19 protein-coding genes are annotated in these 25,970 nt (G+C 39.4%); 4 read left to right on the top strand and 15 right to left on the bottom strand.

Annotated features, from left to right (window positions below):
* The first annotated feature begins 3 nt into the window (after window positions 1-3).
* Genes cysS through PLE33_06125 form a run of 3 tightly spaced genes read left to right on the top strand, consistent with a single transcriptional unit; the run spans window position 4 to window position 2,847 of the window.
* Complete coding sequence (cysS, locus tag PLE33_06115) at window positions 4-1,413, top strand: cysteine--tRNA ligase (protein ID HPS60821.1); 1,410 nt, start codon at window positions 4-6, stop codon at window positions 1,411-1,413.
* Window positions 1,410-2,225 (top strand): SMP-30/gluconolactonase/LRE family protein, encoded by an 816-nt coding sequence (locus PLE33_06120; GenBank protein HPS60822.1) that lies wholly within the window; start codon window positions 1,410-1,412, stop codon window positions 2,223-2,225. The genes cysS and PLE33_06120 overlap by 4 nt, the downstream gene beginning before the upstream one ends.
* Window positions 2,218-2,847, top strand: coding sequence for a hypothetical protein (locus PLE33_06125; protein ID HPS60823.1), 630 nt, complete (start codon window positions 2,218-2,220; stop codon window positions 2,845-2,847). Before PLE33_06120 ends, PLE33_06125 begins: the two co-directional genes overlap by 8 nt.
* Window positions 2,848-3,213: 366 nt before the next feature.
* On the opposite strand, the gene PLE33_06130 is transcribed toward PLE33_06125, so the two are convergent.
* The 8 genes from PLE33_06130 to PLE33_06165 form a co-directional block, all read right to left on the bottom strand.
* Complete coding sequence (locus PLE33_06130; protein HPS60824.1) at window positions 3,214-7,740, bottom strand: T9SS type A sorting domain-containing protein; 4,527 nt, start codon at window positions 7,738-7,740, stop codon at window positions 3,214-3,216.
* Window positions 7,741-8,124: 384 nt separating this feature from the next.
* Window positions 8,125-8,592, bottom strand: a complete 468-nt coding sequence (locus PLE33_06135; GenBank protein ID HPS60825.1) for a hypothetical protein — start codon at window positions 8,590-8,592, stop codon at window positions 8,125-8,127.
* A 976-nt stretch (window positions 8,593-9,568) separates the two neighbouring features.
* Window positions 9,569-10,306, bottom strand: a complete 738-nt coding sequence (locus tag PLE33_06140; GenBank protein ID HPS60826.1) for a prepilin peptidase — start codon at window positions 10,304-10,306, stop codon at window positions 9,569-9,571.
* Window positions 10,307-10,340: 34 nt separating this feature from the next.
* Window positions 10,341-10,784 (bottom strand): hypothetical protein, encoded by a 444-nt coding sequence (locus tag PLE33_06145; protein HPS60827.1) that lies wholly within the window; start codon window positions 10,782-10,784, stop codon window positions 10,341-10,343.
* 61 nt (window positions 10,785-10,845) lie between these two features.
* Complete coding sequence (locus tag PLE33_06150) at window positions 10,846-12,024, bottom strand: PLP-dependent aminotransferase family protein (protein ID HPS60828.1); 1,179 nt, start codon at window positions 12,022-12,024, stop codon at window positions 10,846-10,848.
* A 138-nt stretch (window positions 12,025-12,162) separates the two neighbouring features.
* A complete protein-coding gene (gene asnS, locus PLE33_06155) occupies window positions 12,163-13,458 on the bottom strand; it encodes an asparagine--tRNA ligase (GenBank protein ID HPS60829.1) in 1,296 nt (431 codons plus the stop codon).
* A 16-nt stretch (window positions 13,459-13,474) separates the two neighbouring features.
* Window positions 13,475-14,467 (bottom strand): Gfo/Idh/MocA family oxidoreductase, encoded by a 993-nt coding sequence (locus PLE33_06160; GenBank protein ID HPS60830.1) that lies wholly within the window; start codon window positions 14,465-14,467, stop codon window positions 13,475-13,477.
* The gene (locus PLE33_06165) at window positions 14,467-15,417 is read right to left on the bottom strand and encodes an NAD-dependent epimerase/dehydratase family protein (GenBank protein ID HPS60831.1); all 951 of its coding nucleotides are present in this window, start codon (window positions 15,415-15,417) and stop codon (window positions 14,467-14,469) included. Before PLE33_06165 ends, PLE33_06160 begins: the two co-directional genes overlap by 1 nt.
* Window positions 15,418-15,609: 192 nt before the next feature.
* Between PLE33_06165 and PLE33_06170 the strand changes: the two genes are divergently transcribed.
* Window positions 15,610-15,789, top strand: coding sequence for a hypothetical protein (locus PLE33_06170; protein ID HPS60832.1), 180 nt, complete (start codon window positions 15,610-15,612; stop codon window positions 15,787-15,789).
* Between the two features lie 335 nt (window positions 15,790-16,124).
* On the opposite strand, the gene ygeW is transcribed toward PLE33_06170, so the two are convergent.
* From ygeW to ssnA, 7 genes are all read right to left on the bottom strand, one after another.
* Window positions 16,125-17,303, bottom strand: a complete 1,179-nt coding sequence (gene ygeW, locus PLE33_06175) for a knotted carbamoyltransferase YgeW (protein ID HPS60833.1) — start codon at window positions 17,301-17,303, stop codon at window positions 16,125-16,127.
* Entirely contained in the window at window positions 17,290-17,775 is a 486-nt protein-coding gene (locus PLE33_06180; GenBank protein ID HPS60834.1) for a (2Fe-2S)-binding protein, read from the bottom strand. The genes ygeW and PLE33_06180 overlap by 14 nt, the downstream gene beginning before the upstream one ends.
* Complete coding sequence (locus PLE33_06185; GenBank protein HPS60835.1) at window positions 17,772-20,036, bottom strand: xanthine dehydrogenase family protein molybdopterin-binding subunit; 2,265 nt, start codon at window positions 20,034-20,036, stop codon at window positions 17,772-17,774. The genes PLE33_06180 and PLE33_06185 overlap by 4 nt, the downstream gene beginning before the upstream one ends.
* Window positions 20,026-21,123: a dihydroorotase family protein gene (locus PLE33_06190; GenBank protein HPS60836.1), complete on the bottom strand. Its 1,098-nt coding sequence runs from the start codon at window positions 21,121-21,123 to the stop codon at window positions 20,026-20,028. Before PLE33_06190 ends, PLE33_06185 begins: the two co-directional genes overlap by 11 nt.
* Window positions 21,120-22,298: a pyridoxal-phosphate dependent enzyme gene (locus PLE33_06195; protein ID HPS60837.1), complete on the bottom strand. Its 1,179-nt coding sequence runs from the start codon at window positions 22,296-22,298 to the stop codon at window positions 21,120-21,122. Before PLE33_06195 ends, PLE33_06190 begins: the two co-directional genes overlap by 4 nt.
* Before the next feature lie 129 nt (window positions 22,299-22,427).
* Window positions 22,428-23,624: a YgeY family selenium metabolism-linked hydrolase gene (locus PLE33_06200; GenBank protein ID HPS60838.1), complete on the bottom strand. Its 1,197-nt coding sequence runs from the start codon at window positions 23,622-23,624 to the stop codon at window positions 22,428-22,430.
* A 374-nt stretch (window positions 23,625-23,998) separates the two neighbouring features.
* Window positions 23,999-25,327 carry a putative aminohydrolase SsnA gene (ssnA, locus tag PLE33_06205; GenBank protein HPS60839.1) on the bottom strand — a complete coding sequence of 443 codons (1,329 nt, stop codon included), beginning with the start codon at window positions 25,325-25,327 and terminating at the stop codon, window positions 23,999-24,001.
* Window positions 25,328-25,970: the final 643 nt, after the last annotated feature.

Raw genomic sequence — 25,970 nt, forward strand, 5'->3', positions numbered from 1 at the left:
CTTATGTTAATTTACAACACCCAAACCCGTAAAAAAGAAGTATTTGAACCCATAACTCCTGGAAAAGTGGGCATATATACTTGCGGTCCTACCGTCTATAACTATTTTCATATCGGTAATGCCCGGGCTTTTCTCTTTTTCGATGTAGTTCGTCGCTATTTTGAATACCGGGGTTATGAGGTTACTTATGTGCAAAATATAACTGATATTGATGATAAAATCATTGCTCAGGCAATAGAAGAAAATACCGTTTTTTCTTCCATTGCTGATAAATACACACGCGCTTATCTGGAAGATACTGCAGCTTTGGGAATTAAGCCCCCCACCTATCAACCTAAAGCAACGGAAGTGATGGACGATATTATTGCGTTTATTGTGGCTTTGCAGAAAAAGGGCAACGCTTACGAAGTGGAAGGTGATGTTTATTTCGCTACGGAAAATTTACCTTCCTACGGCTGCCTTTCGGGTAAAAAAACGGAAGAACAACTGGCAGGAGCAAGAGTTACAGAAAATCCCAATAAGCGTAATCCCGCCGATTTCACCCTGTGGAAAAAAAGTAAACCCGGCGAACCCGTTTGGGATAGTCCCTGGGGAAAAGGACGTCCCGGCTGGCATACCGAATGCGTAGTTATGAGCCGTAAATTCTTAGGTGAGACCTTTGATTTGCATTGCGGGGGAATAGACCTCATTTTTCCTCATCACGAAAATGAACTGGCACAGGCAATTGCCTACAGCGGAAAGCCCTTAGCCCATTATTGGATGCATAACGGTTTCCTAAATGTGGATGGTGAGAAAATGAGTAAAAGCTTAAAAAACTTCTTCACAGCAAGAGATATCTTGTCCGAATATGATGCTGAAACCATCAGGTTTTTCTTTCTTTCCAAACATTATCGCAGCCCTATAGATTTCAGCCGGGAACTGATGGAAGAAGCACAGCGGGCTATTACCAATTTTTACAATGCCCTCGCCGAAATTAACTTTGCAGAGAATAAAGATAATATTAGTCCAACCGTTTGCGGAACTGCGGAAGAACTACAAAATTTCCAGCAGGATTTTATTGCGGCTATGGACGATGATTTTAATACTGCTAAAGCCATATCCGTCCTTTTTGAACTGAATCGCAAAGTTAAAAATACTTCCTTCCCAAAAACAGACCGCCTTGCCTCAGCACAAAAAATGGTGGAATTGGGTTCCGTTTTGGGCTTCTTTCAAAATTGGGAAACAAAGTTAAATAAATCCCTGCCCGATTTATCTAAGGCACTTATTGAACTTCTTCTTACTTACCGTAAGGAAGCAAGAAATAACAAACAGTGGAATGTTTCCGATAAAATCAGAAACGACCTGGCTAATTTGGGAATTGACATTAAAGATACCCCAAACGGCGTTAAATGGAGCTTAAAGGAGACAAAATGAAAGCCAAAATTCTATATTATATCCTTATTTTGCTGGTTCTGCTGGCTGGTATCATTACTTTTATCTTGCTCAGTAAAAGAGACCCGCTAAACGGTCCTGAAAGCATTGCCTTTGATGAAACAGGAAAACGCTTTCTCGTCTCCAATACTATGGGCAAAAGTATCACTTCCTTAAGTTTATCTGAACAATGGACTCCCTTTCTGGATGAAGGATTGGATGAACCACGAGGGTTAACTATTCACTCAGGCAAACTTTATGTTGCCGATAAAACAGCGATTAAAATTATTAACCTGGATAATGCCGCTATTATAGATACCATCCAAATTCCCGGAGCGGTGATGCTCAACGACCTGGCATTTACCAAAAACGGGATCATTTATACAACCGATACAGCCGGAAATTGCATATTTGTAATTGACCCCGCTAATAATAATATCCAAAAATTAGCTTCTCCTTTGCTGAAAAAACCCAATGGCATTATTTACGATATGCCCCGCAATCAAATGTTTGTGGTCTGTTTTACGGAAAAAAGTCCCATCTTATCTGTAAGCACTTTAGATAATAAGATAACTATTTTTATGGATAGTATTTATGATAATTTAGATGGCATCGCTATTGACGATTTGGGAAGAATATATATTACCTGCTGGGGTCAAGAGATGATTTTTGAAATTCCCCAGGAACAAAATCGCTATCTACCTACTTTCAAAAATATTAAAGCTGCTGCGGATATTTTTTATTACCTGCCGGAAAATCAACTAATTGTTCCCCTCTTCAACGATAATAAGATAATCCGTCTCCAACTTGAATAATCCTAAAAACAATTCCATAACTTATCTGCCCGATTGCGTTATCAAATGTTTTAGCAACCCGAAACACTTTCAGGCAGAACTTTTTGCTTATCAATCGGGTTTGGAAATGCTCCCCCAACTGCTTGATTATGCTGAACCAAACTGGATAAAAATGGAAAGAATATGGGGTATTCCCTATCTTGATAATTTAATGAATTTTAAACCTGCGCTGCTGGCAGAAACCATTGCCCACTTTCATCTTGCTACTTATCATAACGGCAATTGCTTGTGTCATATAGATAATGCGCCTAAAAATATTCTCTTCTGCTCAGGTAAGTATTATTTTATTGACTTTGCCGAAAGCAATTATGCCTGTCCGGAAGTGGATATTACCCATCTTTTGCTTTTTTGGGCTGCCGATTTTCCTTATGCCCTTTTGCAAAGTTCAGTTTTAAGCTTTATTATTAGCTATCTGTCCATCTTGAAATTGGATAGTGCACGCTGGCATAATTCTCTGCTGGATAATATATCTCTTTTTGATAGCCGCAGATATATTTTCAGCAAACCACCAGGTAAACAGCCAATAGATGTCCAAACAGCTAACCGTAATTGGCTGGCAGACCTTGATGCTATTATAACTTAATAAAATATAATGAAGTAATAAATTCTGCTCTAGGAAAAAGGTTTAGAAGGTTCATCTTCGATTTAGTTCCGCTCCAGTTCGGTTATAGCATAAATCTTATCCTAAATGAGTATCTTGGACTGTAGAGTGAAAGTATATTTACTGAGTTGATCGATGGTCTTAATATCGGGTTTCTCCTGATTACACCGCTTGCTGCTAAAGCTGGTAACGTTATCGTCAGTTATATCTATTATAGTAGCTGCATAGGTATCATTGTTCTTAAGGATGATCCTATAAGTGGTTTCAGTTATAAGAGATGCACTGTTGATTAAATAGGAAAAGCTGCCAATTTTTTTAGGCAGCCTTTCTATACACTTTCTTTCGATACTATTTTATAAGCATCATTTTACTAATTATAGTTACTCCACCTTGCTCTAATCGAGCAAAGTATACACCAGATGCAACTGGACAATTGCCATCATCCTGACCATTCCATACTACGCTGTGGTTACCACACTCTAATGACTCGTTCAAGAGATCTTTAACCTTTTGACCTCTGATATTGTAAATGAACAGTCTGACGGGTGCTGTTTTTGGCAAAGAGAAATTGATAGTAGTTGAAGGATTAAACGGGTTTGGGTAATTTGAATGCAGCGCCAGCACTGAGGGCATCGGTTGGTTGTTGGTTTTTAATGTTAACACACGAAAGCCATATAGTTCAGGCTCAATAGTTGGCTCATTAGCGATGTAATTGCCGGGTTGTATTGTAGCTGGGCTTGCAGAAATTGTACCCTTGCTTTCAGAATATAACATAAAGCTTAAAGCTCCACCGCCTTCATCCTCAGGAGTAGAATAGGCCAGTATCTGGATGGGATATGCTTCATTGACTCTGGCTCCGATACACACATCATCTTGGAAAACTCCTATCTCAGTAAACTCCGGATTGCCCTCGATTGATGCAATCATAATAGTTTCATAGTTTGGTTTTTCTTCATACTTGAAGTAAGAAGGTTTACGCGGGTCTACAATTATTGGTTTAGTGAGTCGATTGTTCCAAACAAATTCGCAATCTCTAACTGTTCGTATCATGATAGAATCACCGTATTTCAAATGAGGACGAGAAAACCCATCATAAATCCATTCATCGCCATCTTTCTTCATACTCCAATCTTCTGCCATGATGTAATCTATCCTATCTATGACTCCAGATAATGCCTCCCAGGGATAGACCATCTCATAGCAGGGATATGTAACCCAGTTCCACTGCCCCTCTCTCAATTGATGTACCATCAGAGTATCAATTATAGTACCAAGCTCAAATAATCTAACTGATGTAGTGTCGTTTATGCGTAGTTTATACCCAGGCTCGCTTCTTAAATAAGATAAACCGTAATAGTTCCATTGGTTGTTACGATATTGCGCAATCCCATCACTGGATATAATATCTGTTAGAAATGGGCATAATGAAGCATTAGCATAATCAATAGATGTTCCTACTTCATCTCTTTGTAAACGAGGGTACCCAACCCAGTTCCACCCTTTATGTATATTGCGTGTAACTTGCGGATATGGGCTTGGTTGAATATAACTTAAGTATAAATTCTGATTGACAACCCGTCGCCCATTTATCGAAGGAATATCTACAATAATTGACAAGCCGAAGTTCCCATATTGCTGATAGTATGGGAAATCGTTTACTATCGCAGCGTAAGCATACAAATAATTACCATACAAGCCGTCGCCAGCGTTCCCATCATTGTGGCTGCCATCATCATAAAGATCAACCGAAAACTGCCATTCACCTCTCTCAAGTAGAGCACTAACTCCAGCGTTAGAAATAGGTGTATTATAATCAAAAACTGAAACTTGCAATAGCAAAGGACAATCCACAGGGTACATTATAGGGATTTCCTCAACCGAAACAGTTAAATCAGAATCAACTTCACTTATTAGGCTATAAGTTAGTGTTGACGAGTAGTTGTTTGCAATGCTAGCATACCAGATTCCACTTTCTGGTGCATCAATTATGTATTTTTGAGTTGTAGAACCTAAACATTCTGGCTGATTATAAATAATCCCCGATGGTGAAGTCAAAGTAAATAATAAATTATCACTATGGTTATAGATTGTATTCCAAATTAAAGTAGTTCTTAGCTTATCAGCCAAATCATCGACCACGATTTGTAAGGTTTGGGTGGAGTTTGGCGGAATTGAGTGATTATTCTCGTATGATGGAGGATTTCCTCTCAAACGATTGATTAGACGGCTTACAATCAATGACATATTTGATAGTTGTGGCACCTGATAAGCCACCCCATGTCCCCAGTACGCTATATTATTCATGTTCACAATACCACTGGAAATATTGCCGAACCGCATAGTATAGCATTCAATATCTCTGGGATTATAATATGAATAGATGCTATTTCTAACATCATACATCCTATGAGGGTTGGTGTAATGGGGGTTATTTTGATGTTCGGGGTCTATTGTTGGATGATGTTCTCCATCTGACAAAAGTACCATCCCCTTTTTCCTTTCTGTTAGAGTCCCAAACCTACTGTACCCATTTTTAAAAGGGACAAGTAAATCTGTATTACCTCCTGCACTTGGTAAGCCTACATTGTTGATAAAAGAGTTTTGATTTGATAAAGTAATAGAGTATAGTTGCGCTGCAGGTGTTGGGGATAAATTTGTAAACCCTCCATTCCAGTACGGAGGAATACCTTCATTAAAACCAAAAATATTAATCTTATCCCCAGGTAGCATAGCACTTATGAACCTTCTCGTTAGCTGTTGAAGATTTGCGCATTCTCCTACCATACTCTGTGAAAGATCAAGGGCTAACACTACATTAATCCCATCATCAAAAACAGAGAAACCGGGACCATTGAGTCCATCAAAACCATCCCGGACATTTGCCCCGTTATAGGCGAAATGCAGCACCCCATTATTGCCAATATCAACAAGGATGTCGTAATCTCCTACATCTGAAGCAGTCATTACAGGAGTGCTGGAATACCACACTCCGTCATTATCTGAAGTACCAGATACCTGACAGATGATTGCATTCAAAGCTGATATATTCATCCCATCAGTATAGTCCTGATCCTCAACAATGTAAACCGTAAGAGGAGTATTCTGAGGGCAGTTTGTGACTTTCACATGAACCGGATCGCCGATCCGAAACATATTCTTATCCCTACCATTTGGAGGGTTGGATACCCCAGCACTGATCACTTGTGGTGTGAAATGAAGACCCCTGTCTGAATAGGCTTTATCAATTACTAACTGATTCGATGTTGTTGAATTCCTCATGAGGATATTGTAGAAATACCGGGGTTTGTATCTTAGGGGTTCGGTTGGGAGAACATTGTTAATTAGTGCATAAACGAGAAACTGGTTAAAATATGTGTCGCCCAGGCGATTTCTAATCTCCCACCATGCGGAGGATATTGTGTGTCGAACATCATAGTCTTCGTAGGTAATCTCATTTAACGAAAGAGAAGTTACAGTATTGATATGGTTTAAAACATCTATTCTTTGTGGATCCTGAGGATTTCCATAGATACAGTATGGTGATTCTATTGCTGCACAAGGCAGATACACAGCAAATGCTTCATCCATGGCGCTCATGGAGTCATTATTTGTTGGATTAAACAATGTCCCGCCGAGAACCGAAAACACATTAGAATGAGATAATTCATGCCGTACTACATGAGATAGTTTACCAGCATTGGTGCTAATTCTGATTTCATTTAGTGAGGGATGAAAAGTCCCTCCGCTGGTATAGGGGTAATCTGTAACGACCTTAAGCCTCCATGGCTGATAAATCTCATCAACTACCAAATTATCTATGAACTGTTGTTGATCATGGGAATGCCAATATGCATTTGCTGTCTTAGCATAATTATCGTGAAAATAGGCAGTTAATTGGTTTCCTGAAACATTCACCGAATCGTGTTGCACCGTCATCACATTTGGATGCACTACCACTCTAAAAATATCTCGATCATTAAGTTCAGCTTCTAACCATGTATATGTGCTATCTGATATTGTTTGGTTGCCAAACTGGTTTGCAAACAAACTATCGATTGGAGTTTTTAAAAGGACACCCCCCATAGCTTTTTGTGTTAGTTGAAAGTGGGTCGTATCTGTATAAGCCTCATTGTACACATCGCCTATAACACTTACATCAAAACTTCTTACAAATATGCTTGGGGTTCTACTTCTGATGGTAAGATTTGATACATCAACATTGATTGTATAGTCCTCAAAATTCAATACATAGCAAAGGTAAAATTCCTTTCCGCCATCATTGTCGCCAAGAGTATAGGCTATCCTATGGTTGCATGGTATGACATCGGCTCCATTATATACTTCATCTTGCGATAGCTTTACAGCTTGCTTTAAGGTTATGTTGATTGGTATAATATCAGAGCTTATGTCTGCTGTATCATCTACAATACTCAGCTTACATGTGGTAAAATTATAAGACATCTTAAGATATCCAAAACCTCCTTCTATCCTGTATCCATTTACAATTTGTTCATAACTGACCCTTGATCCGATAATGTTGCTTAATGTCTTTCCTTTGAATAACTGTCCCTCTTGTGCAGAGATATAGGGCTTTACTTTGGCAAGAACCCGATCAAAGACCTGCTTCATATAAACGGTATCTTGGGGGGCTGTTACAACTATGTCTCTAAAATTTCCGATTATGTTGGAGAATGTCATATACTGGTAATTATAAGTGATATCTCCCTCAAAACCCGTTTCGGCTTTGAATCTTGTAGCCCGTTCGTTTAAGATTGCTTGCTTTTGGATGTATTCCTCTGTTTGCTCATAAGGTAATCCTATCAAAGTGACCACCATAAGCAATAGACAGAATAGGCAAAACAAATACTTTTTCATCATTCCTCCTACCTGAGTTTGTTCATTATTTATCTAAGTTTTAAATGTTGAGTCCCAAATGTTGGTGTAAATTCCAACTCATTGTTTCTCAGGTTCTTTGAGGGTATTTGATATCCCTCGTTACTCACAATCTATATAATGTCTAACGACCAATTGCATAGTTTTCATCTCTTTTATACAAGTCAAGTCCTTTTTTTTCATCAAATGCTTCCTTGCTACGACCGAGCATATCAAATAAACTGCCAGGGCTTGTTTTTGAACAGTTAAAAATTTCTTTCCTCGCACATTACACTCTTTAATATATAGCCTCTTCAGCTACTGATACCACTATTCATAATAAGAATATCTTGCCAAGCAAAAAGTTGTTGGCATTCCCATATTTTTTCACCGGAGCCTTATTTTCATTTGGTGCCGGTCGATAAGTTCTGCTAAGCTTAGTTTCCGTTTATACTGAATAATAAAGTTAATGCATACTATAATAACTTCAGCTATTCTGTAGGATATGCATTCTTTAGGTATAGCTAAATCTTCTTTTTTGTAATTTATTATTTTAGGGAATCCAACGGTGAATTTGGCAATATACTTTTTAGACCTATAGATGAAGAACAATGCTAAAGCCATTAAAGCATTAAGATTTTTTGGACCTTGATAGCTACCCAATCTCATATTTTCCCATCTTATGTTTTGCTGCATTTGGCGATGAACTTCTTCAATTGCCCAACGCTTTTTATAAATAGCTATTGCTTTCGCAACCAGCTCCAAAGCAAGCATATCCTGGCTGGCAAAATCACATAAAAGATAAAAGTCGTTTCTCCTTTGAAAACCTTTTCTAAAAATCTTAGATACAACCAAACTAATCTCAACCGTATTTGATTTTTTAATGGGAAAGTATTATGGGCTTTAAATGGCATAAAATTCTTGATTGCTAATTTTGGTTACGAAAAAATTAGAGGAGAAATCCACTTTCTCACTAAATAATAAAATTAATACCTTAGACATTTACACCATATATCTAACAATACAACAGTATGTTATAACTTATCCACAGCGTTTTTTTATGGGAATGCCTTGTATATTGTATTGAACAACATTTTTATGGACAAGCCATAAATAATGATTATATCATCCTATGATAATAAAAAAACAGGATGAATACTATATGACAATGAAAGTAATGTTTTGTTGCTCAGATATGAGAAAAAATTGAGCTGGCAAAAGATACTTTACCCGATAGTTCCGTAGTTCTCAGACCTGTGATAGCAGCAGCTTTTTCCTGAAGGAAATTACAAGACAGAAGCTATGCTCCGTTCATAATTTTGATTTATAAATTTACTTTGTGGACTTAGTATAACTACCTGGTGCTTAATCACTTATTTAACGCTCCCTTAACACTTCCGTAACGATCCTGTAACACTGCCTTAACTTTGTTAAGGAGTCGCTAAAGAAATGTTAATGCAGCATAAACCTAAATAATGCAGTTGCGGGATAGTGGGTTGGCAAATTCCAATTTGCCAAAAAGGATGCAATCCTTTAAAAAAAGTATGCTTGACAGCATTTGCCGAATCGGAGTTCGGCAACCCAGGTTTTTCGTTACCGCTTGCTTTTCGGTAAAGAAATAAATCCCAAGAGGTGGGTTGACCAGGAGGTCAACCATCTGGGGTAAAACGACAATGCTGTCGTTTTTCCGGAAATTACCCCTCTCATCATCTCACTTCAATACATTCTTTATTCTAAACCCACTTCCAATTCTTTAATCTGCGTAATCTGCGTGAAATCTGCGAAATCTGCGTGAAATCTATGAAATCTATGAGAGAAACCAGCTATGCGTTTAGATAACAGGTAGCAACTGGAAAATTGTTTCTTCTCCAATCACAGACCATAAAACCGCTGCCAGAACAATGAAGGTACCAAAAGCAAAGGGTTTGCTTTTATCTCTTATAAAAATAAGGAAATAGATAATGCCCATCAGGGCAGAAAGCAAGACGATGTAAGGTATGCCTGTTATGCCATAATAAACAGCCAACGCTGTAAGCAGCCAAATATCACCTCCACCCAGTCCTTCAGTTCCGCGTATTTTTTGATAAGCCCAAGCTAAAAATAGCAGCAAACAGAATACCACTGCTCCTGAAACCAAGCCATTTATGATACCGACATCAGTTCCGGGTATAAAAACAAAGATGATACCTGTAATCAATAACGGAAAGGATAAAACATTAGGTATTATTTGATGGAAGGCATCTATAAAAAAAATGGGGATAAGGAAAGAGAAGAGCAGGATATATTTATAGAAGAGGAAAGAGTGTAAGCCATAGCGGAAAAACAACGCTAAAAATAAAATAGGGGTTATAGCTTCAACTACTATATGATGCCAGTGTATTTTAGCTCCGCATTTAGAACACTTTCCACCTAAAATAATGTAACTGATTATAGGTATATTCTGATAAAAGGGAATATGCTTTTTGCAATTCTCGCAATGTGAACCGGGGAAAATTATGGATTGCTTCTTAGGAATGCGGTAAATAAGCACATTAAAAAAACTGCCGAAAGCAGCGCCTAATACAGCAATGACAATGATTGTAAAGGTTAGCAGAAAACGCTCCTTACCAGTTTTGCAGCCAATTATTCGTATTGGGGTTTAAATAGGCGCCTTGAATAATACTAAATTGAATTTGTATATTATCTCTCGGAGTATAGCGCATTGAAAATTCGGGAATAACACGACTGTAATTAGCATCGTTAAGATTAAATTTACTGCTGGTATTAAAACCGCCGTAGTTAACAAAATTCAAATCCAGATTCATTTCCAGCTTAGGATTGAAAGTATATTTCAGGTGATTAGTATATAGCGAAAGGTAATAGCCATCACCTACGGAACTTGTGCCTGCTTGAAAACCAAGCGAATGGTCAATCGTAAGCTTATCCATATTAAGCAGCGAAGAGCCGTTATTAGTATAGGGACTTAAGTTTGGACGCGGAAATTCAATTTGAGCTGTAAGCGGTATTAAAACGGCTAACAGCATAGTAATCAGCACTACCTGTTTCATTTAATCTCCTTCGGGAAAGTATCAGGATTCACTAATAATATAAGCAAGATATATACCGATGTCAAACATAAATTGATTTAACCAGTTCGCCCAAGCGTTTAATTCCTGTTTCAATTTGAGAAAAACTGGAATAGCTGTAATTAAGACGCATGCAATTGAATTTTTCCTGACCTTCGGGATAGAATTTGCTACCCGGGATGAAGGTTACCAAGTGGTCTTTGGCTTTATAGAAAAGAGTATCGGCATTAATATCTTCAGGCAACCACAACCAAAGGAAAATTCCTCCGTCGGGTTTTGTCCATTGCACATAAACCGGCATCTCTCGGGAAAGACATTCCAGCATTTTATCCAGATAGGGGCTGTAAAACCGGCACAGGTTTTGAATATGCGGTTCCATATAGCCCTTTGCCAAAAATTCGGCAACTACGCGTTCAGAAATACAATCGGGACTTATAGTAACTTTTTGCTGCCAGGAAACCATTTTAGTAATCAATTCCGGAGCTCCGATGGCGTAAGCAACACGAATACCGGGACCCAATATTTTGGAAAAGGAAACAATTTCAGTTACCAGATAGGGATTATTTAATTCTGTTTGAGCAATCCGTAATAATGTGGGCTGTTCTTCTCCCCTGAACCGCAACCGGGAATAAGGATTATCTTCCATAATGAGAATACCTTCCGCCTCGCAGAATTGAAGCAATTCACGCCTGCGTTTGTAACTCATAGTAATTCCGGTGGGATTTTGAAAATCGGGAATCGTATAGATGAATTTAATCACTTTATTTGCATCCCGAAGCCGTTTCACTTTCTCTGCCAAGCGGTTTAAATCTATTCCTTCATTATCCATAGAAATGCTGTGAACTTCGGCTCCTACAGCTTCCAAAGCAACAATGGAACCCAAAAAACTGGGTGCTTCACAAATAACTACATCCCCTTCATTTATTAAGGAACGACTCATATAGTAGATAGCGTTAGTGGCTCCTACCGTAATCATCATATTAGCCATATTCAACTTAGGATAATTTTCCCATTTCAGGATTTCCTCTTTCAATTGTTCATCACCTTCGCTGTTTCCATATTGCAGAACATCTCTTCCCTGTTGAGAAACTATTTCCTGATATAATTTGCTTAAGGTTTCCAAGGGAAAAGTTGCCGGAGAAGGAAAACCTCCCGCAAAAGATATTAAATCGGGAACATTTTTAGTGGTAGCTACCAATTCCCTAATCAGTGATGATTTCATCGTTTTTGTTGTCTCCGAAAAGTAATTCGTAATCATTCTTCTATCCTTATTGTTATATTTTTATCATAAACAGAACCGGAAAAAAGGCAAGAACTGCTTTCTGCTGATACACGGCTGCTATAAAAAATTCTGATATGCTTAGGGATATATTCTATAAATCATTCTCGGGAAAGGAATTGTTTCCCTGATATGAGATGCTCCGCTCAGCCAGGTAACGAGTCGTTCCAAACCAATTCCAAAACCGCTGTGAGGGACAGAGCCATATTTACGCAAATCCAAAAACCACTGATAATCTTCTATCGGCATCTTTTCCGCTTGCATTCTGGAAAGTAAAAGCTCGTAATTATCCTCACGCTGACTTCCCCCAATCAATTCTCCAAAACCTTCCGGAGCTATTAAATCATCCCCTAAAACCAAATCGGGATTTAAGGGATCGCGTTTCATATAAAATGCTTTAATTTCTTGAGGCCAGCGTTCTACAAAAACAGGAACTGCAGAATCCTCTGTTAACAAAACCTCATCCTGAGCGCCTAAATCTTTACTATGAGTTATATCACTGCCTTTTTGGCGTAATAATTCTACTGCCTCATAATGAGTCATCCGTTTAAAAGGAGCATCGGCTAATTTCAATGCTTCCGTGTTTCGTTCCAGAATTTGCAGTTCCTGAGCACAATTAGCAAGAACGGTTCGGATAACATAACGAATAAGGTCTTCCTGAATTTGCATATTCTCTTCGTGCTCCACAAAAGCTGCTTCAGCATCCATCATCCAAAACTCGGTTAAATGTTTACGGGTTTTGGAACGCTCAGCTCTAAATACAGGACCAAAATCATAAACCCTGCCAAAACTCATAATTCCTGTTTCCAGATATAGCTGACCCGATTGGGAAAGATATGCTTTGCCTTCGTCAAAATATTCCAGCTCAAAGAGGGTTGTTGTTCCTTCACACGCATTGGGTGTAAGAATAGGCGAATCAAAACGGATGAAATTATGCTCGTTCAAATAGTTGCAAATAGCATAATAGACGGTATGCCGAATGCGTAAAACAGCCCATTGCTTTTGAGAACGAATCCAAAGATGCCTGTTGGATAGTAAAAAATCGGGTCCGTGTTCTTTCTTACCTAGAGGATATTCATCCGCAATTTGAATGGGCTCAATTTGCGTAACCTGCAGTTCAAAAACTCCTTCCTGTTTGGGATGGGGTTTAGGTATCCCGCAAATGATTACGGAGGACTCCAGGGTAAGATGTTTTGCTGTCTCAAATGCCTCTTCACCCAAATCCGGTTGAAAAGCAACTGTTTGAACTTCTCCTGTTCCATCCCTTAAAATGATGAACAGTAGTTTTCCGCTATGCCGAATATTACGCACCCAGCCCTTAAGGCAAACTTCCTGTCCTATATACTTTTCTATATCTTTAATGAATACATCCTGCATAATCTTTTTTCCTGTATTATAAGTTTATTTTGGAATTTTGGGTTTGAATTTGGTTTATAATCATAGTAGCTATTTCCAAAGCTCTGGTTCCTGCTTCTCCATCTACAATCGGCTTTTTGTGGTTTTGCACACAGTCAATAAAGGACTCCAGTTCCAAAGTTAAGGCATCCTTACCCAACTCGCTAACATCATAGTTTTGAATATCCACCAGCTGTTCGGACTTAATATTATTTGCCCCTTCCAAAATCTGATACATAACTGTCTTGATGTCGGCTCTCCGTTTAATAACCTGCACCTGCTTGGTTAAAAAATCCATTTTCATATAAGCATCTTGCTGGAAAAATCTTAAAATTCGTTCCTGCTTAAGCGAAACCCGAGATGAAGTTACATTGGCAACAGCGCCATTGGCAAATTCCATACGCGCATTGGCAATATCTATGGTAGGAGTAAAAATTCCCACTCCGCTGGCTTTTATATCAGTAACGGGACTATGCACAAAGCTTAATATCAGGTCTATATCGTGAATCATTAAATCCAGCACTACCGGAACATCCGTTCCTCGTGGCTGAAAAGTGGAAATCCGTTGGGACTCTATAAACATTGGTTCATTAATTTCATCTTCAATTTTCAGAATAACAGGATTGAACCTTTCTATATGCCCCACTTGAATTATAAGGTCTTTTGCCGCAGCCAGTTGAAGAAGCTCCCTGGCTTGTATCAATTCACTGGTAATCGGTTTTTCTATAAAAATATGCTTTCCCGCAAGTAAGGCCGCCTTAGCCAGTTCATAATGAGCGGTAGTCGTTGCCGCAATATCTATTGCCTCGCAGGCAGAAAGCAAATCTGTGTAACTCTCAAAGACCTTCGTATTCTGCTGCGCCGCAATTTCCCGGGCACGAACTACATTCCGATCATAGACCCCAACCAATTCCGCTGCAGTAATGTCTTGAAACTTTTGGGTATGATACAAACCTAAATGGCCAACACCCGCTACTCCAATTTTAACCATTACTTAAGTTTCCGGGATAAAACCTTCAGCATATCTATGGTCATTGCAGGAAGGTCATAAACAGGTTTCCAACCCCATTCTTCCATTGCTGCTGTTTGATTCATATAATTAGGCCAGCTTTCGGCAATTGCCTGCTTAACAGGGTCAATTTGATAATCCATAGTAAATTCGGGGATGTGTTTTCTTATTTCGGCAGCAATTATTTCGGGCTCAATACTCATTGCCGTAACATTAAAACAATTGCGGTGTTTTAACTTCCCGGGGTCTGCTTCCATAAGCTCCACACAGGCACGTAAGGCATCCGGCATATACATCATATCTAAATAAGTACCAGGTTTCAAATAACAAGTATAATGTTTATTTTTAATGGCTTCATAATAAATCTCAACCGCATAATCCGTTGTGCCACCTCCAGGAAGAGTTACATTGGAAATAATGCCCGGATAACGAACCCCCCGCGCATCTACCCCATATTTTAAGAAATAATAGTCACTCCAAAGCTCAGCAGCAACTTTTGAGATGCCATAAATGGTGGTAGGACGCATAATTGTATCCTGCGGAGTATTATCCAAAGGCGTAGAAGGACCAAAAGCACCAATAGATGAAGGTGTAAAAACAGCGCCCTGAACTTCTCTCATTACTTCCAGGGAATTTATCAAACTGCCCATATTGATGTTCCAAGCCATTACGGGATTGGCTTCACCTTTGGCGGAAAGAACAGCTACCAGATTGATAATAGTATCAATTCCGTATTTTTTAACTACCTCAAACATCTTGTCCGCTTCCATAGCATCCATATTTTCACAGGGACCGCCTTCCCGAATTTCCGGTATTAAAGGTGTGCTGCGATAAGCAGCTACAACTGCATTTGAACCATAAAGCTTACGCAAATAAGGAACAAGTTCCGAACCAATTTGCCCTGCGGCTCCAATAACCAGAATGTTTTTCATTGTCTAACTCCGTTATTTTATTACTTTCTTTTATAACCTTGTTTTTTTTCTGCCCCGCTCTGTCAATTGTTTTATTCGGGGATTTCAGGACAAGGATTTTAGAAACGAGGATTTAAGGATTTCAGGATTTAGAGGATAAATTTGCAGAGGGCGGAGAGCAGAGAGCAGAGAGAAAAAAATAATAGGTATGGGATGAACAGGATTAACATAGCAGAGGGCTTAGAGCAGAGGGCTGAGAAAAAAAATAGTAGGTCTGGGATGAACAGGATTAACATAGCAGAGGGCTTAGAGCAGAGGGCTGAGAAAAAAAATAATAGGTCTGGGATGAACAGGATTAACATAGCAGAGGGCTTAGAGCAGAGGGCGGAGTGAAAAAAATAATAGGTCTGGGATGAACAGGATTAAAAGGGATTAAAGGGATTTATAAACTTGTATTTGCTATCATAACTAATATGAAAATCCAAGTTCACCGTTCACCGTTCACTTTTCACCGTTCACTTTTCTCCGTTCACTTTTCACCGTTCACCATTCACCCTTAACCGTTCACTGTTCACTGTTCATTCTCAATTTTCAATTCTCAATTTAATCTCTTTTTCTCTTTTTCTCTTTGTAAAAAAAACCTATTTCGCTATCTCTCTCTTTCCATCTCGCCATCTCGCTATCTCGCCTAATTCATTTTCTACCCGTTTCCTCTTTTTCCCTCTTTCTTAAACACCTCTATGTTCCAAAAATCTCCTCAGCTTTTCCGCCGGGTTATTCACTTTGCTCATAAAAATCATTGCTGCAATTACAAAGGGCTTATACCCTGCTTCCTGGTAGGTGTGCAAACGATATTTTTCAAACACGGTTTTTGCCACTTCCCCATTTTCACAACTTACATCACTGATATCTGCCGGCAAACAGTGTTCGTATAGAGCATTTCCGTTTTTGGTAAGTTTCATCATCTCTTCATCACATTCCCAATCAATAAACTTTTCATTTTGAGCTAAACAATGCAATTCAAGTTCTTTCAAACCCTGTTTATCCCCTGCTTTAAGTAGTTTGGTTCTTTGTTGCATCACAACCATCGGTGCCCAACTTTTTGGATAAACGATATCTGCATCGTGAAATGCTTCTTCCATCAATGAGGTCTTACTAAATGAACCTCCGCTCTCTTTGGCAAAAGCAGAGGCAGTTTGCAAGGTCTCCGGCAGTAAATCATAGCCCTCGGGATGAGCCAGAACAACATTCATCCCGAAACGGGTCATCAGATTTATTACGCCCTGGGGCACAGAAAGCGGTTTTCCATAAGAAGGAGAATAAGCCCAGCTCATAGCTATTTTTTTGCCTTTCAAATTTTCCCATCCACCAAAATAATCCTGCAGTTTCAAAAGGTCGGAAAGAACTTGCGTAGGATGGTCTAAATCGCATTGTAAATTTACAACAGTAGGTCTTTGCGCTAAAATTCCTTCACGATAACCTTCGGTAACAGCATTGGCAACTTCTAACATATAGGTGTGCCCTTCTCCGGGATACATATCATCCCGAATGCCTATTACTTCCGTTAAAAAAGAAATCATATTTGCCGTTTCCCGCACCGTTTCCCCATGCGCAATTTGGCTTTTTACTTCGTCCAGTTCGGACAAAGCCAAGCCCAAACTATTTACTGCCGAAGCAAAACTGAAACGGGTACGAGTGCTGTTATCTCTGAAAATAGATATTGCTAAACCATAATCAAAAATCCGCCAGGGTTTTTTCTGCCAATGCAGGCATTGCAGTATTTCCGCTGTAAGCATCACAGCTTTCAGTGTGTCTAAACTGTTTTCCCAGGTTAAAAGGAAATCCTTACCCTGCAAGTCAGGTCTTAAGGTTTCCAGTTCACTAAGCAGTGTATTAATCTTGTCCATAATATACCTCTATTTTCATTCGCTGTGCAGCAAGTAGGATAGCATCAATAATCTGCTGGTAACCGGTACACCGGCAGATATTTCCTTTAATCGCTTCTCTGGCTTCTTCTCTTGAGGGCTGTTTATTTTCCAGCAAAAAAGCATAAGCCGTTAATACCATTCCCGGAGTGCAAAATCCGCATTGAATAGCCCCGGCATCAATAAATGCCTGTTGAACAGGATGCAAAGTTCCATCGGAAGAAGCAAGACCCTCAATCGTTAAGACCTCTTTATTTACAATATCTTTCAGTTTCAACAAGCAGGAACGCTTAGGTTTATTATTTACCAGTACAGTGCAGCTTCCACAACTGCCTATATCACAGCCGATTTTGGTTCCGGTTAAACCCAGATTTTCTCTTAAGTAGGTAGGAAGTTTCAGTTCCGCAAGTTCATCGGAAATAGCATATTCGGTATTATTTACGATTATTTTCATTGCTTTTTTCCTTTAACATATTCCATAACCTGTGGGGCAACAGGCAGGTCTGTAAATCTTTTGCCGGTAGCTCTGTATAGGGCATTGGCAATAGCAGGAGCGGTAATTTCCAAAGCCGGTTCTCCAATTCCTTTTGCCCTGGAAGGAGAATTGGGGTCTGCATTTTCAACTAAGATAGCTGTCATTTCCGGTAAGTCCGTGCTACGCATCACTCTATAGCCGTTATAATTAGTAATCTGTGGTTCACCGTTTACCAGCGGAAAATTTTCATATAGAGCATAACCTGCTCCCATCGCCATACCTCCGTAAATCTGACCTGTTAGTAAAGCCGGGTTAATAGCTTTGCCGATATCGTGAGCAGCAACTAAATTCAGTAAAGTAATTTTCCCGGTTTTACAGTTCACTTTCAGTTCTGCTGCCTGACAACTGTAAACCCAACTAAAATAAGCGTTCCCATGACCTGTTTCTTCATCCCAGCTAATTTGTGGCGCTTTAAATACTCCGAAAGCATAAGGATAAATTTGATGGTCATAACACATACGCACTGCTGCAAAGAAATCTGCCACTATTTCTCCTTGGGCAGAATAAATATTACCGTTCTTGTAGCTGCAACCATTTATCCCAAGTGCTTTTTCAGCTCCTTCACAGAGACGCTGTTTAATTATTTTTGCAGCATTAACAACTGCTCCTCCCCCCATAATGGTTCCCCTGGAAGCAACGGTAGAACCTCCATCCGGAATATTGGAAGTGGAAGGTAAACGATAACGAATAAGCTCTTTAGGGATGCCAAGTTCTTCTGCAGCAATTAAAATCATCGCACTTTGGGCTCCCTGTCCATTTTCGTGAACTCCGGTTTCCAGTAAAACACTGCCATCGGGTTGAATATTAATGATGGCACTGTTCATATCGGTTCCTTCTGCTCCTAAACTAACTCCCCGGTAAGAAATAGCATATCCGATTCCATACCATTCCTCTATATCAGGATTGCCGAAACTACATTTCTGCACTTTGTTTTCGTAATCAATTTCTTTCAAAACGCTATCCATAACCTGCTGCAGAGAAACGGTATGATTATCCAGTTTCTGTTCCGTAATGGTCTTGCTGCCTTGATGAACCATATTTATTTTGCGGAATTCCGTTTCATCAATATGTAATTTTTCCGCTGCCATTTCTATCAGCTGTTCAATAGCAAAATTTACCTGCGGTGAACCGAAACCTCTGAAAGCACCTGAAAAAATGTTATTAGTATAAACTCCGTAAACATCACTTTGAACATTGGGAACTTCATAGCAACCACAACTTTGAACTGTGGAACGCCAAGTAACCCAGGGTGTTACACTGCAGTAAGCACCCCCGTCTGCAACAATCCGAGCTTTAATAAAGACGATTTTCCCGTTCTTTTTAAGCCCCATTCTATATTGCAGTTTGTAAGGATGGCGTTTATAGCTTTCCCGCATACTCATTTCTCTACTGTAAGTTAATTTTACCGGTTTCCTGGTAAGATAGGCACATAAAGCTGCCCGGGCACAAACTAAGGCAGCTGTATCATCCTTTCCTCCAAAACCGCCGCCCATACTAATATTTTTCACTTCTACTGCGCTTAATTTGCAGCCCAAAGTGGAGGCAACAAATCTTCTGGTTGAAAAAGGATGTTGCATACTGCCAAGCACTTCCATAACACCATCGGGGCGTAAATAACAAAGTGCTGTTTCCGGTTCCAGATAACAATGCTCTACGCGTGAAGTATTAAACTCCTGTTCAATAATAAGCTTTGCTTCTTTTTCGCCCTGTTCCATATTGCCGGTGCGCACCTTATGATAATTACAGATATTACTGCCAAAATCAGGATTAACCAGAGGACTTGTTCTTTGCATTGCTTCTTCGGGATTATAAACACCAGGAATTTTTTCCAGTTCAACTTCCACTAAAGGTAAAGCAGAAAGAGCTATTTCACGAGTTTCTGCTACAATTAAGGCAATAACATCTCCCGCGGAACGAATCCTCCTGTTAACTAAAGTGGGACAATCCTTAATAATCTGGCCAAATTTGATATTTCCGGGAATATCCTTCGCAGTATAAACAGCTACAACTCCTTTTTGCTTAAGTGCTTCAGAGTAGTTTATAGTTTTAATTACAGCGCTTGCTACTTTGGACTGCAAAGGAACTGCATATAGCATATCAGGAAATTTATAATCATCGGTGTATTTTGCTCTGCCGGTAACTTTAGCAACTGCGTCATTACGAAAAGCATCAGTAAACATTATTATTATGCCTCCTCAATTCATAATAGCTCCAAAAGTCCATCCACGGATTAGGGGTATTTGCCCAACTGGGAATAACGGGAATTGGAGCTCCCAGGTGTTCATAACTTAGAGTATCTTCTGCTACCGTAAAATCCATCATCCTGGCAGGTGTATAGCTTATCAAAGCAAAAAGTTGCTCCATAGTCAGTTTACCTTTTTCTACCAGATTTTCTGCCAGCAAAGTAAATAGCACTCCACATCCAGCTATACCCATAGGGGTTTTAGCAGGATACAAAATTCCCGTGTCTTTGGTTTCGGAACTAAAAGCACAATGATCACTGGCAATAATATCAAAAACACCATCCTGTAAAAGTTCCAGTAAAAGACCTCTACTGTTTTCACAGCGTATAGGAGGAGAACAAAGCCAGCGATGGCCTTCCGGTTCATTTAAGATCTCCTCATTCAAAAGCAAATAGTGAGGTGCAGTTTCACAAGTAATATAATCTGCCTCCTTTTTTGCCTGTTGAACTAAGAGCGCTGCTTGAGGAGAAGAAATATGCACTATATGTAGAGGGTAATGATACTTAATAGATAGATTTAGCAACTTCTCCACTGCAGCAATTTCTGCTTTTTCAGGACGCCGTAAACAGTGGTCTGATGGCTTATGAAAAGGATAGCGTTCACTGTATTCGCTAATTATTTCATCATCTTCACAATGCACCAGCAATCTTTTCTTAGGCGAAGGCATTTCTTCCATAAAGCGTTCAATGCTTTCATAGCTTTGATATAGCCCTGCCTCCCGATAAGTGGTATAGAGCTTTAAATCAGTATCTTCTTTCAGAATTCTTTCCAATTTACCAATATCCAACTGCCTAGGAGTTAAATGCCAAAAGACCTTTCCCGAAAAGCCAAGGGATGCTTTTCGCATTCTTGCCAGTTTGGAAGAAAGGGGTTCATTCGGGCTTTCGGTTACAAAAACACCAATTCCTTCCAAACCGTTATGTTCATAAAGAAGATTGAAACTCTTCCAGCTATCTGCTAAAAGGTGTCCACCAATGGTTTCACCAATATGCACATGGAAATCGTAAATTCCACTTGCTTTCATAGTTTTACGGCTCCGGGGTCTTTTAAGCCGTGACCAGTTATCAATAATACAATATCATTATCGGCTTTTAACCATCTTTTGTTCATTGCTTTTTTCAGTCCAGCCAAAGTTGCGGAAGAAGAGGGCTCTGCAAAAACACCGGTATATTTAGCCAATTCCAGTTGCGCATCTTGAATTTCTGCATCGCTTACTCTGATACCTTTTCCGTCTGTTTCTATAAGTGCTTTAACAGACCAATGTGCCAGTGCCGGTGTTTTCACTTTTATAGAATCTGCTATAGTAACAGGGTTTTCAGCATCGTGATAAATTCCTGTTTCCCAATAAGAAGTAATGGCGTCACTACTTTCTGCCTGTACGCATAAAAGATGAGGCAAATTTTTTGTTATCCCGGCTCTTTGTAAGTCCAAAAATGCTTTGTAGATACCGGTTAAAATAACTCCATCGCCAACCGGAATCACAATCCAATCCGGAACTTTATATCCGTTTTGAATATAAATCTCTATTCCAGCACTCTTTTTCCCGTCTATTGTTAAGGGATGATAGCCCGTATTTCTACACATACAATGATGCAGTTTTGTATATTCCAAAGCAGCTTTGAAGGCATCATCATAACTGCCATCAACTTTATGCAGTTCGGCATTATGCACTTGAATTTGAATCAGTTTAGCCGGTGGGGCACTTTGAGGGGCAAAAATAACCACTTTCAAACCTGCTGAGGCACCTAAACAGGCAAGTGAACAAGCTGCATTTCCTGTGCTGGCAGTTACAATTTCGGTAATCCCTTTTTGTAAAGCATCTGCTACAACAAGTTGAGAAGCACGGTCTTTATAACTTCCACTGGGGTTTAAACCATCAAATTTTATTCCGATTGGGTAATCGGAGGATGCTGTTCCTCCGCTTTTTAAACCAGGAATCCTAACTTTAAAAAACGGTGTATTCCCAACCGGTAAAGGGGGATAAAACTCAGGATTTACAGCACTGAAGAGAAGAGGTTCAGGTTTTTGTTTCCATTTTTTACCAATTTCTTCATAATCAAAAACCGCTTCCAAAACACCTTTTAACGGTATTCCCGGCACATAATCCCTGCCACATTCATCACAAAGATAATGCAGTTCATTGGGGCTAAATTCCTTTCCGCATTCAATACAACGATATTTAAGCAAATAACTCTTCATTCTTCACTCTTCATTAGCTGTCACGAGTCCTCACTGCCAAATAAATTTGTGGATTGCGTAAAAGTTCTTTCGGCAATAACAACTCCTGACTTACTTTTTTCATTTTGCATTCCGGGATGCACTTTCTCTCTATTTCTGGGCAAGGTTAAAAACCAACGCAGCATAAAAAGCTGCTGCTTTGGTTAAATGTTCAATCGGACATGCCTCGTTGGGAGCATGAGCATATATTTCATTACCGGGTCCCAAACCAATACAGGGGATTTTTTTCATTCCAGCGATAGCAACTCCGTTTGTGGAAAAAGTCCATTTATCAATTACCGGTTCTGTTCCTAAGGTTTTAGAATAGGCATCGGATGCCTTTTGAACATATACTGAATCCGAAGGTGTAACCCAAGTAGGATAATATTTTTCAGTAGGATAAACCAATCCTGTATAAGCAGTTTCCTTATAAGTTAAAATTTCTATCGTAGCTTCAGGATAACCTGCTTTTTTACAGGCATCCTGAACTTCGGCAAGGGCGCTTTCTTTATCTTCACCAAAGGTCAAACGCCGGTCTAAATGCAGGCGGGCACTATCCGGAACAGCACATTGGCTCGGTCCTGTAAAAAAGACCTGAGTAACGCAAATACTGCCTTTTCCCAGAAAATCATCAGACCGCAGATTCTGATGCAATTTCTCTATTTCCAAAGCAATGCGGGAAATTTTATAGATAGCATTATCTCCGCGTTCAGGAGCAGAACCATGACAGGAAAGTCCTTTCACGCTGACTTCCATTTCCATCCTACCTCTATGACCCCGGTAAATATTCAAATTTGTGGGCTCTGTAATAACAACGAGTTCTGGTTTAATTTCCTCTTTTTGAAGAATATACTGCCAGCATAAACCATCGCAATCCTCTTCCATAACCGTTCCTGTAAAATAAATGCTTAAGTCCTTACCCAAATTCAAATCCTTTATTATGCGGGCAGCAGTCAGCATACTTGCCATTCCACTTTTTTGATCAACAGTTCCTCTACCCCAAACCTTTCCGTCTTTGATGTGAGAGGCAAAAGGATCAAAATCCCACAGCGAAAGGTCACCCGGATAGACAGTATCAATATGAGCATCAAAGGCAATTACTTTTTCGCCAAAACCAAAGCGTCCGATAACATTTCCCAAAGGGTCAATATATGCCTCATCCATTCCTATTTCCTGCATTTCTTTCAGGATGCATTCTCCCACTTCTTTTTCCTTGGTAGAAAAAGAGGGTATTTTTACGATGTCCATTAAAAAACGGGTGCTAATATCTTCATAGTGCTTTGCTTTTTCTAAAATGTCTTTATACATTTTCATTCTCCTTATGTCTTTACTGTAATAATACTTCCCGCCAATTCTGATAAATGAATAGCTCCAGAATGAACAAGATTAATATAGCAGAGGGCGGAGGGCAGAGGGCGGAGAGCAAAGAGCAGAGGGCGGAGAGAAATAATAGGTCTGGAATGAACAGGATTAAAGGGACTAAAGGGATTTATAAACTTGAATGTGCTTCCATAACTAATATGGAAATCCAAGTTCACTCTTCACCTTTCACTGTTCACCTTTCACCGTTCACCTTTCACCGTTCACCCTTCATTCTCAATTAAATCTCTTTTCCTCTTTGTAAAAAATATTCATTTCGCCATCTCTCTCTTCCCGTCTCGCCATCTCGCTATCTCGCTCTATCAAAACCTTTCCCACAGTTTTTCTGCTAATTCTCTTGCCTTGGCTTTAACTTCCTGTTCATCAATATCCAGCAGCAATTCCCCATTCCACATCAGAATTTTGCCCTGGCAGATAGTTGCTTCAACATTTGCCTGGGAAATTCCATAAACCAGATGTCCTATCCAGGTCTCTTCATTAAAAGGAGTATGCGGAATATAGTCAACAATAATAATATCTGCAGGACTGCCTTCTTTTATTGTTCCGTGTTTTTCACCCCAATATTTTTGGGCAATCACAGGATTATTGAAAACCAGGGCAGAAGCAATTTCTGTAAAACCACGGGAAGGATCATTTTGCTTCAAATGCTGAGCCCAAACACCAACTCTAACTTCTTCCAGCATATTATTAGTCATTGCATCAGTGCCAAGTCCAACTTTTATACCCAATTCCGTCATTTTACAAACATCAGCAATGCCCACAGCATTATTCAAATTGGATTGGGGATTGGTAACTATGGCAGCTCCTTTTTCTGCGGCTAAAATAAGTTCCCTGGCATTCAAATAAACGCCATGAGCCAGAATGCTTTTACTATTTAGCAAATTAAAATCGTTTAAGCGTTCCATCACTCTTCTGCCAAAATGTTCCACATTATATTTTTCGTCTGTTTCCGCTTCGGCAGTATGAATATGGATACCGCAATTAAGTTCTGCAACTTTATCAGCAATATTGGCTAAGGTTTTATCCGAAAGCGTAAAAGCAGCGTGCAGACCAAAAAGTCCTTTCAAAAATGGGTTGGGATTATTTTGACAGTATTTTAGCCATTCATAATTTTCTTCTATTCCGGCTTGCGTAATTTCTGCACCATCTCTATCTGAAACCTCATAGCATAGTGATGCTTTAATCCCTGTTTCCCGAACCGCATTAGCAATTTGAGAAAGAGAATTTTTTACGGCATAAGGAGAGGAATGATGATCAATTATAGTAGTAGTCCCTTTCCGTATGGAAGCCAGAATAGAAATTAAAGCACTATAATAATTATCTTCCGGGAGCAGCTTTTTATCCAAACGCCACCACAAGTTTTCCAGCACAGCACTAAAATTTTTAGCTGGAGCTGCTTTTCCCAAACCGGTTACAAAAGTAGAATAAAAATGATGATGCGCATTTATAAGCCCGGGCATAATGATTTTGCCTTCCACATCTATGCGTTCACAAACCTCATCCTGAAAACAGTTATCAGCTCCGATTTTTACTATATAACCATCATCAATCAGGATTGCCTGCTGTTCCAACAGTGGCTTATCTTGATCAAATGTAAGTATTGTGCCACCTGTTAAGATGTATCTATTCATTGTTATTCCTCGCTTCACATTTTGTCTATGCAGTAAAAGCAAAATGGCTATATTTGTCAAGCTTGAAGAATGAATTTAGCGAGATGGCGAGATGGCGAGACGGAAAGAGAGAGATAGCGAAACAGATTTTTTTACAAAGAAAGAGAGAAAGAGATTAAATAGTGAACGGTGAAAGGTGAACAGTGAAGGGTGAACGGTGAAAGGTGAATGGTGAATGGTGAAAAGTGAACAGTGAAAGGTGAAGGGTGAACTTGGATTTCCATATTAGTTATGGAAGCACATTCAAATTTATAAATCCCTAAAATCCTCATAATCCTGTTCATCTCAGACCTATTATTTTTTTTTCTCAGGGTAAAAAGCCCCTTAATGTACCGGCGGATGCCGTTCTTGGTACCGGCGGATGCCGTTCCGCCGTTTTTTATTCGGCGCTACAGCAAGCGCCGGTACATAAAGCCGTTCCGCCGTTTTTATTCGGCGCTTCAGCGAGCGCCGGTACAAAGAGCCGGTACAAAAAGCCCTTCTTTTACTATAATTTTCATTATAATCTCGTAATTTTTTAGCGTCATATTCTTTCCTTACCCCAAACTGTCAATCAATTCTTTATCATACCTTAATCACTCCTTAATTATTAACGCTTGATTAA

The organism is Candidatus Cloacimonas sp. (assembly GCA_035403355.1).
Classification (GTDB): Bacteria; Cloacimonadota; Cloacimonadia; order Cloacimonadales; family Cloacimonadaceae; genus Cloacimonas.

Coding starts and splice junctions, on each gene's coding strand:
- PLE33_06180 (HPS60834.1), bottom strand. CDS start 17,775: ATGAAAATAATCGTAAATAATACCGAATATGCTATTTCCGATGAACTT.
- ygeW (HPS60833.1), bottom strand. CDS start 17,303: ATGGACAAGATTAATACACTGCTTAGTGAACTGGAAACCTTAAGACCT.
- ssnA (HPS60839.1), bottom strand. CDS start 25,327: ATGAATAGATACATCTTAACAGGTGGCACAATACTTACATTTGATCAA.
- PLE33_06190 (HPS60836.1), bottom strand. CDS start 21,123: ATGAAAGCAAGTGGAATTTACGATTTCCATGTGCATATTGGTGAAACC.
- PLE33_06150 (HPS60828.1), bottom strand. CDS start 12,024: ATGAAATCATCACTGATTAGGGAATTGGTAGCTACCACTAAAAATGTT.
- PLE33_06170 (HPS60832.1), top strand. CDS start 15,610: ATGAACAGGATTAACATAGCAGAGGGCTTAGAGCAGAGGGCTGAGAAA.
- PLE33_06130 (HPS60824.1), bottom strand. CDS start 7,740: ATGAAAAAGTATTTGTTTTGCCTATTCTGTCTATTGCTTATGGTGGTC.
- PLE33_06145 (HPS60827.1), bottom strand. CDS start 10,784: ATGAAACAGGTAGTGCTGATTACTATGCTGTTAGCCGTTTTAATACCG.
- PLE33_06120 (HPS60822.1), top strand. CDS start 1,410: ATGAAAGCCAAAATTCTATATTATATCCTTATTTTGCTGGTTCTGCTG.
- PLE33_06160 (HPS60830.1), bottom strand. CDS start 14,467: ATGGTTAAAATTGGAGTAGCGGGTGTTGGCCATTTAGGTTTGTATCAT.
- cysS (HPS60821.1), top strand. CDS start 4: ATGTTAATTTACAACACCCAAACCCGTAAAAAAGAAGTATTTGAACCC.
- PLE33_06195 (HPS60837.1), bottom strand. CDS start 22,298: ATGAAGAGTTATTTGCTTAAATATCGTTGTATTGAATGCGGAAAGGAA.
- asnS (HPS60829.1), bottom strand. CDS start 13,458: ATGCAGGATGTATTCATTAAAGATATAGAAAAGTATATAGGACAGGAA.
- PLE33_06200 (HPS60838.1), bottom strand. CDS start 23,624: ATGTATAAAGACATTTTAGAAAAAGCAAAGCACTATGAAGATATTAGC.
- PLE33_06165 (HPS60831.1), bottom strand. CDS start 15,417: ATGAAAAACATTCTGGTTATTGGAGCCGCAGGGCAAATTGGTTCGGAA.
- PLE33_06185 (HPS60835.1), bottom strand. CDS start 20,036: ATGTTTACTGATGCTTTTCGTAATGACGCAGTTGCTAAAGTTACCGGC.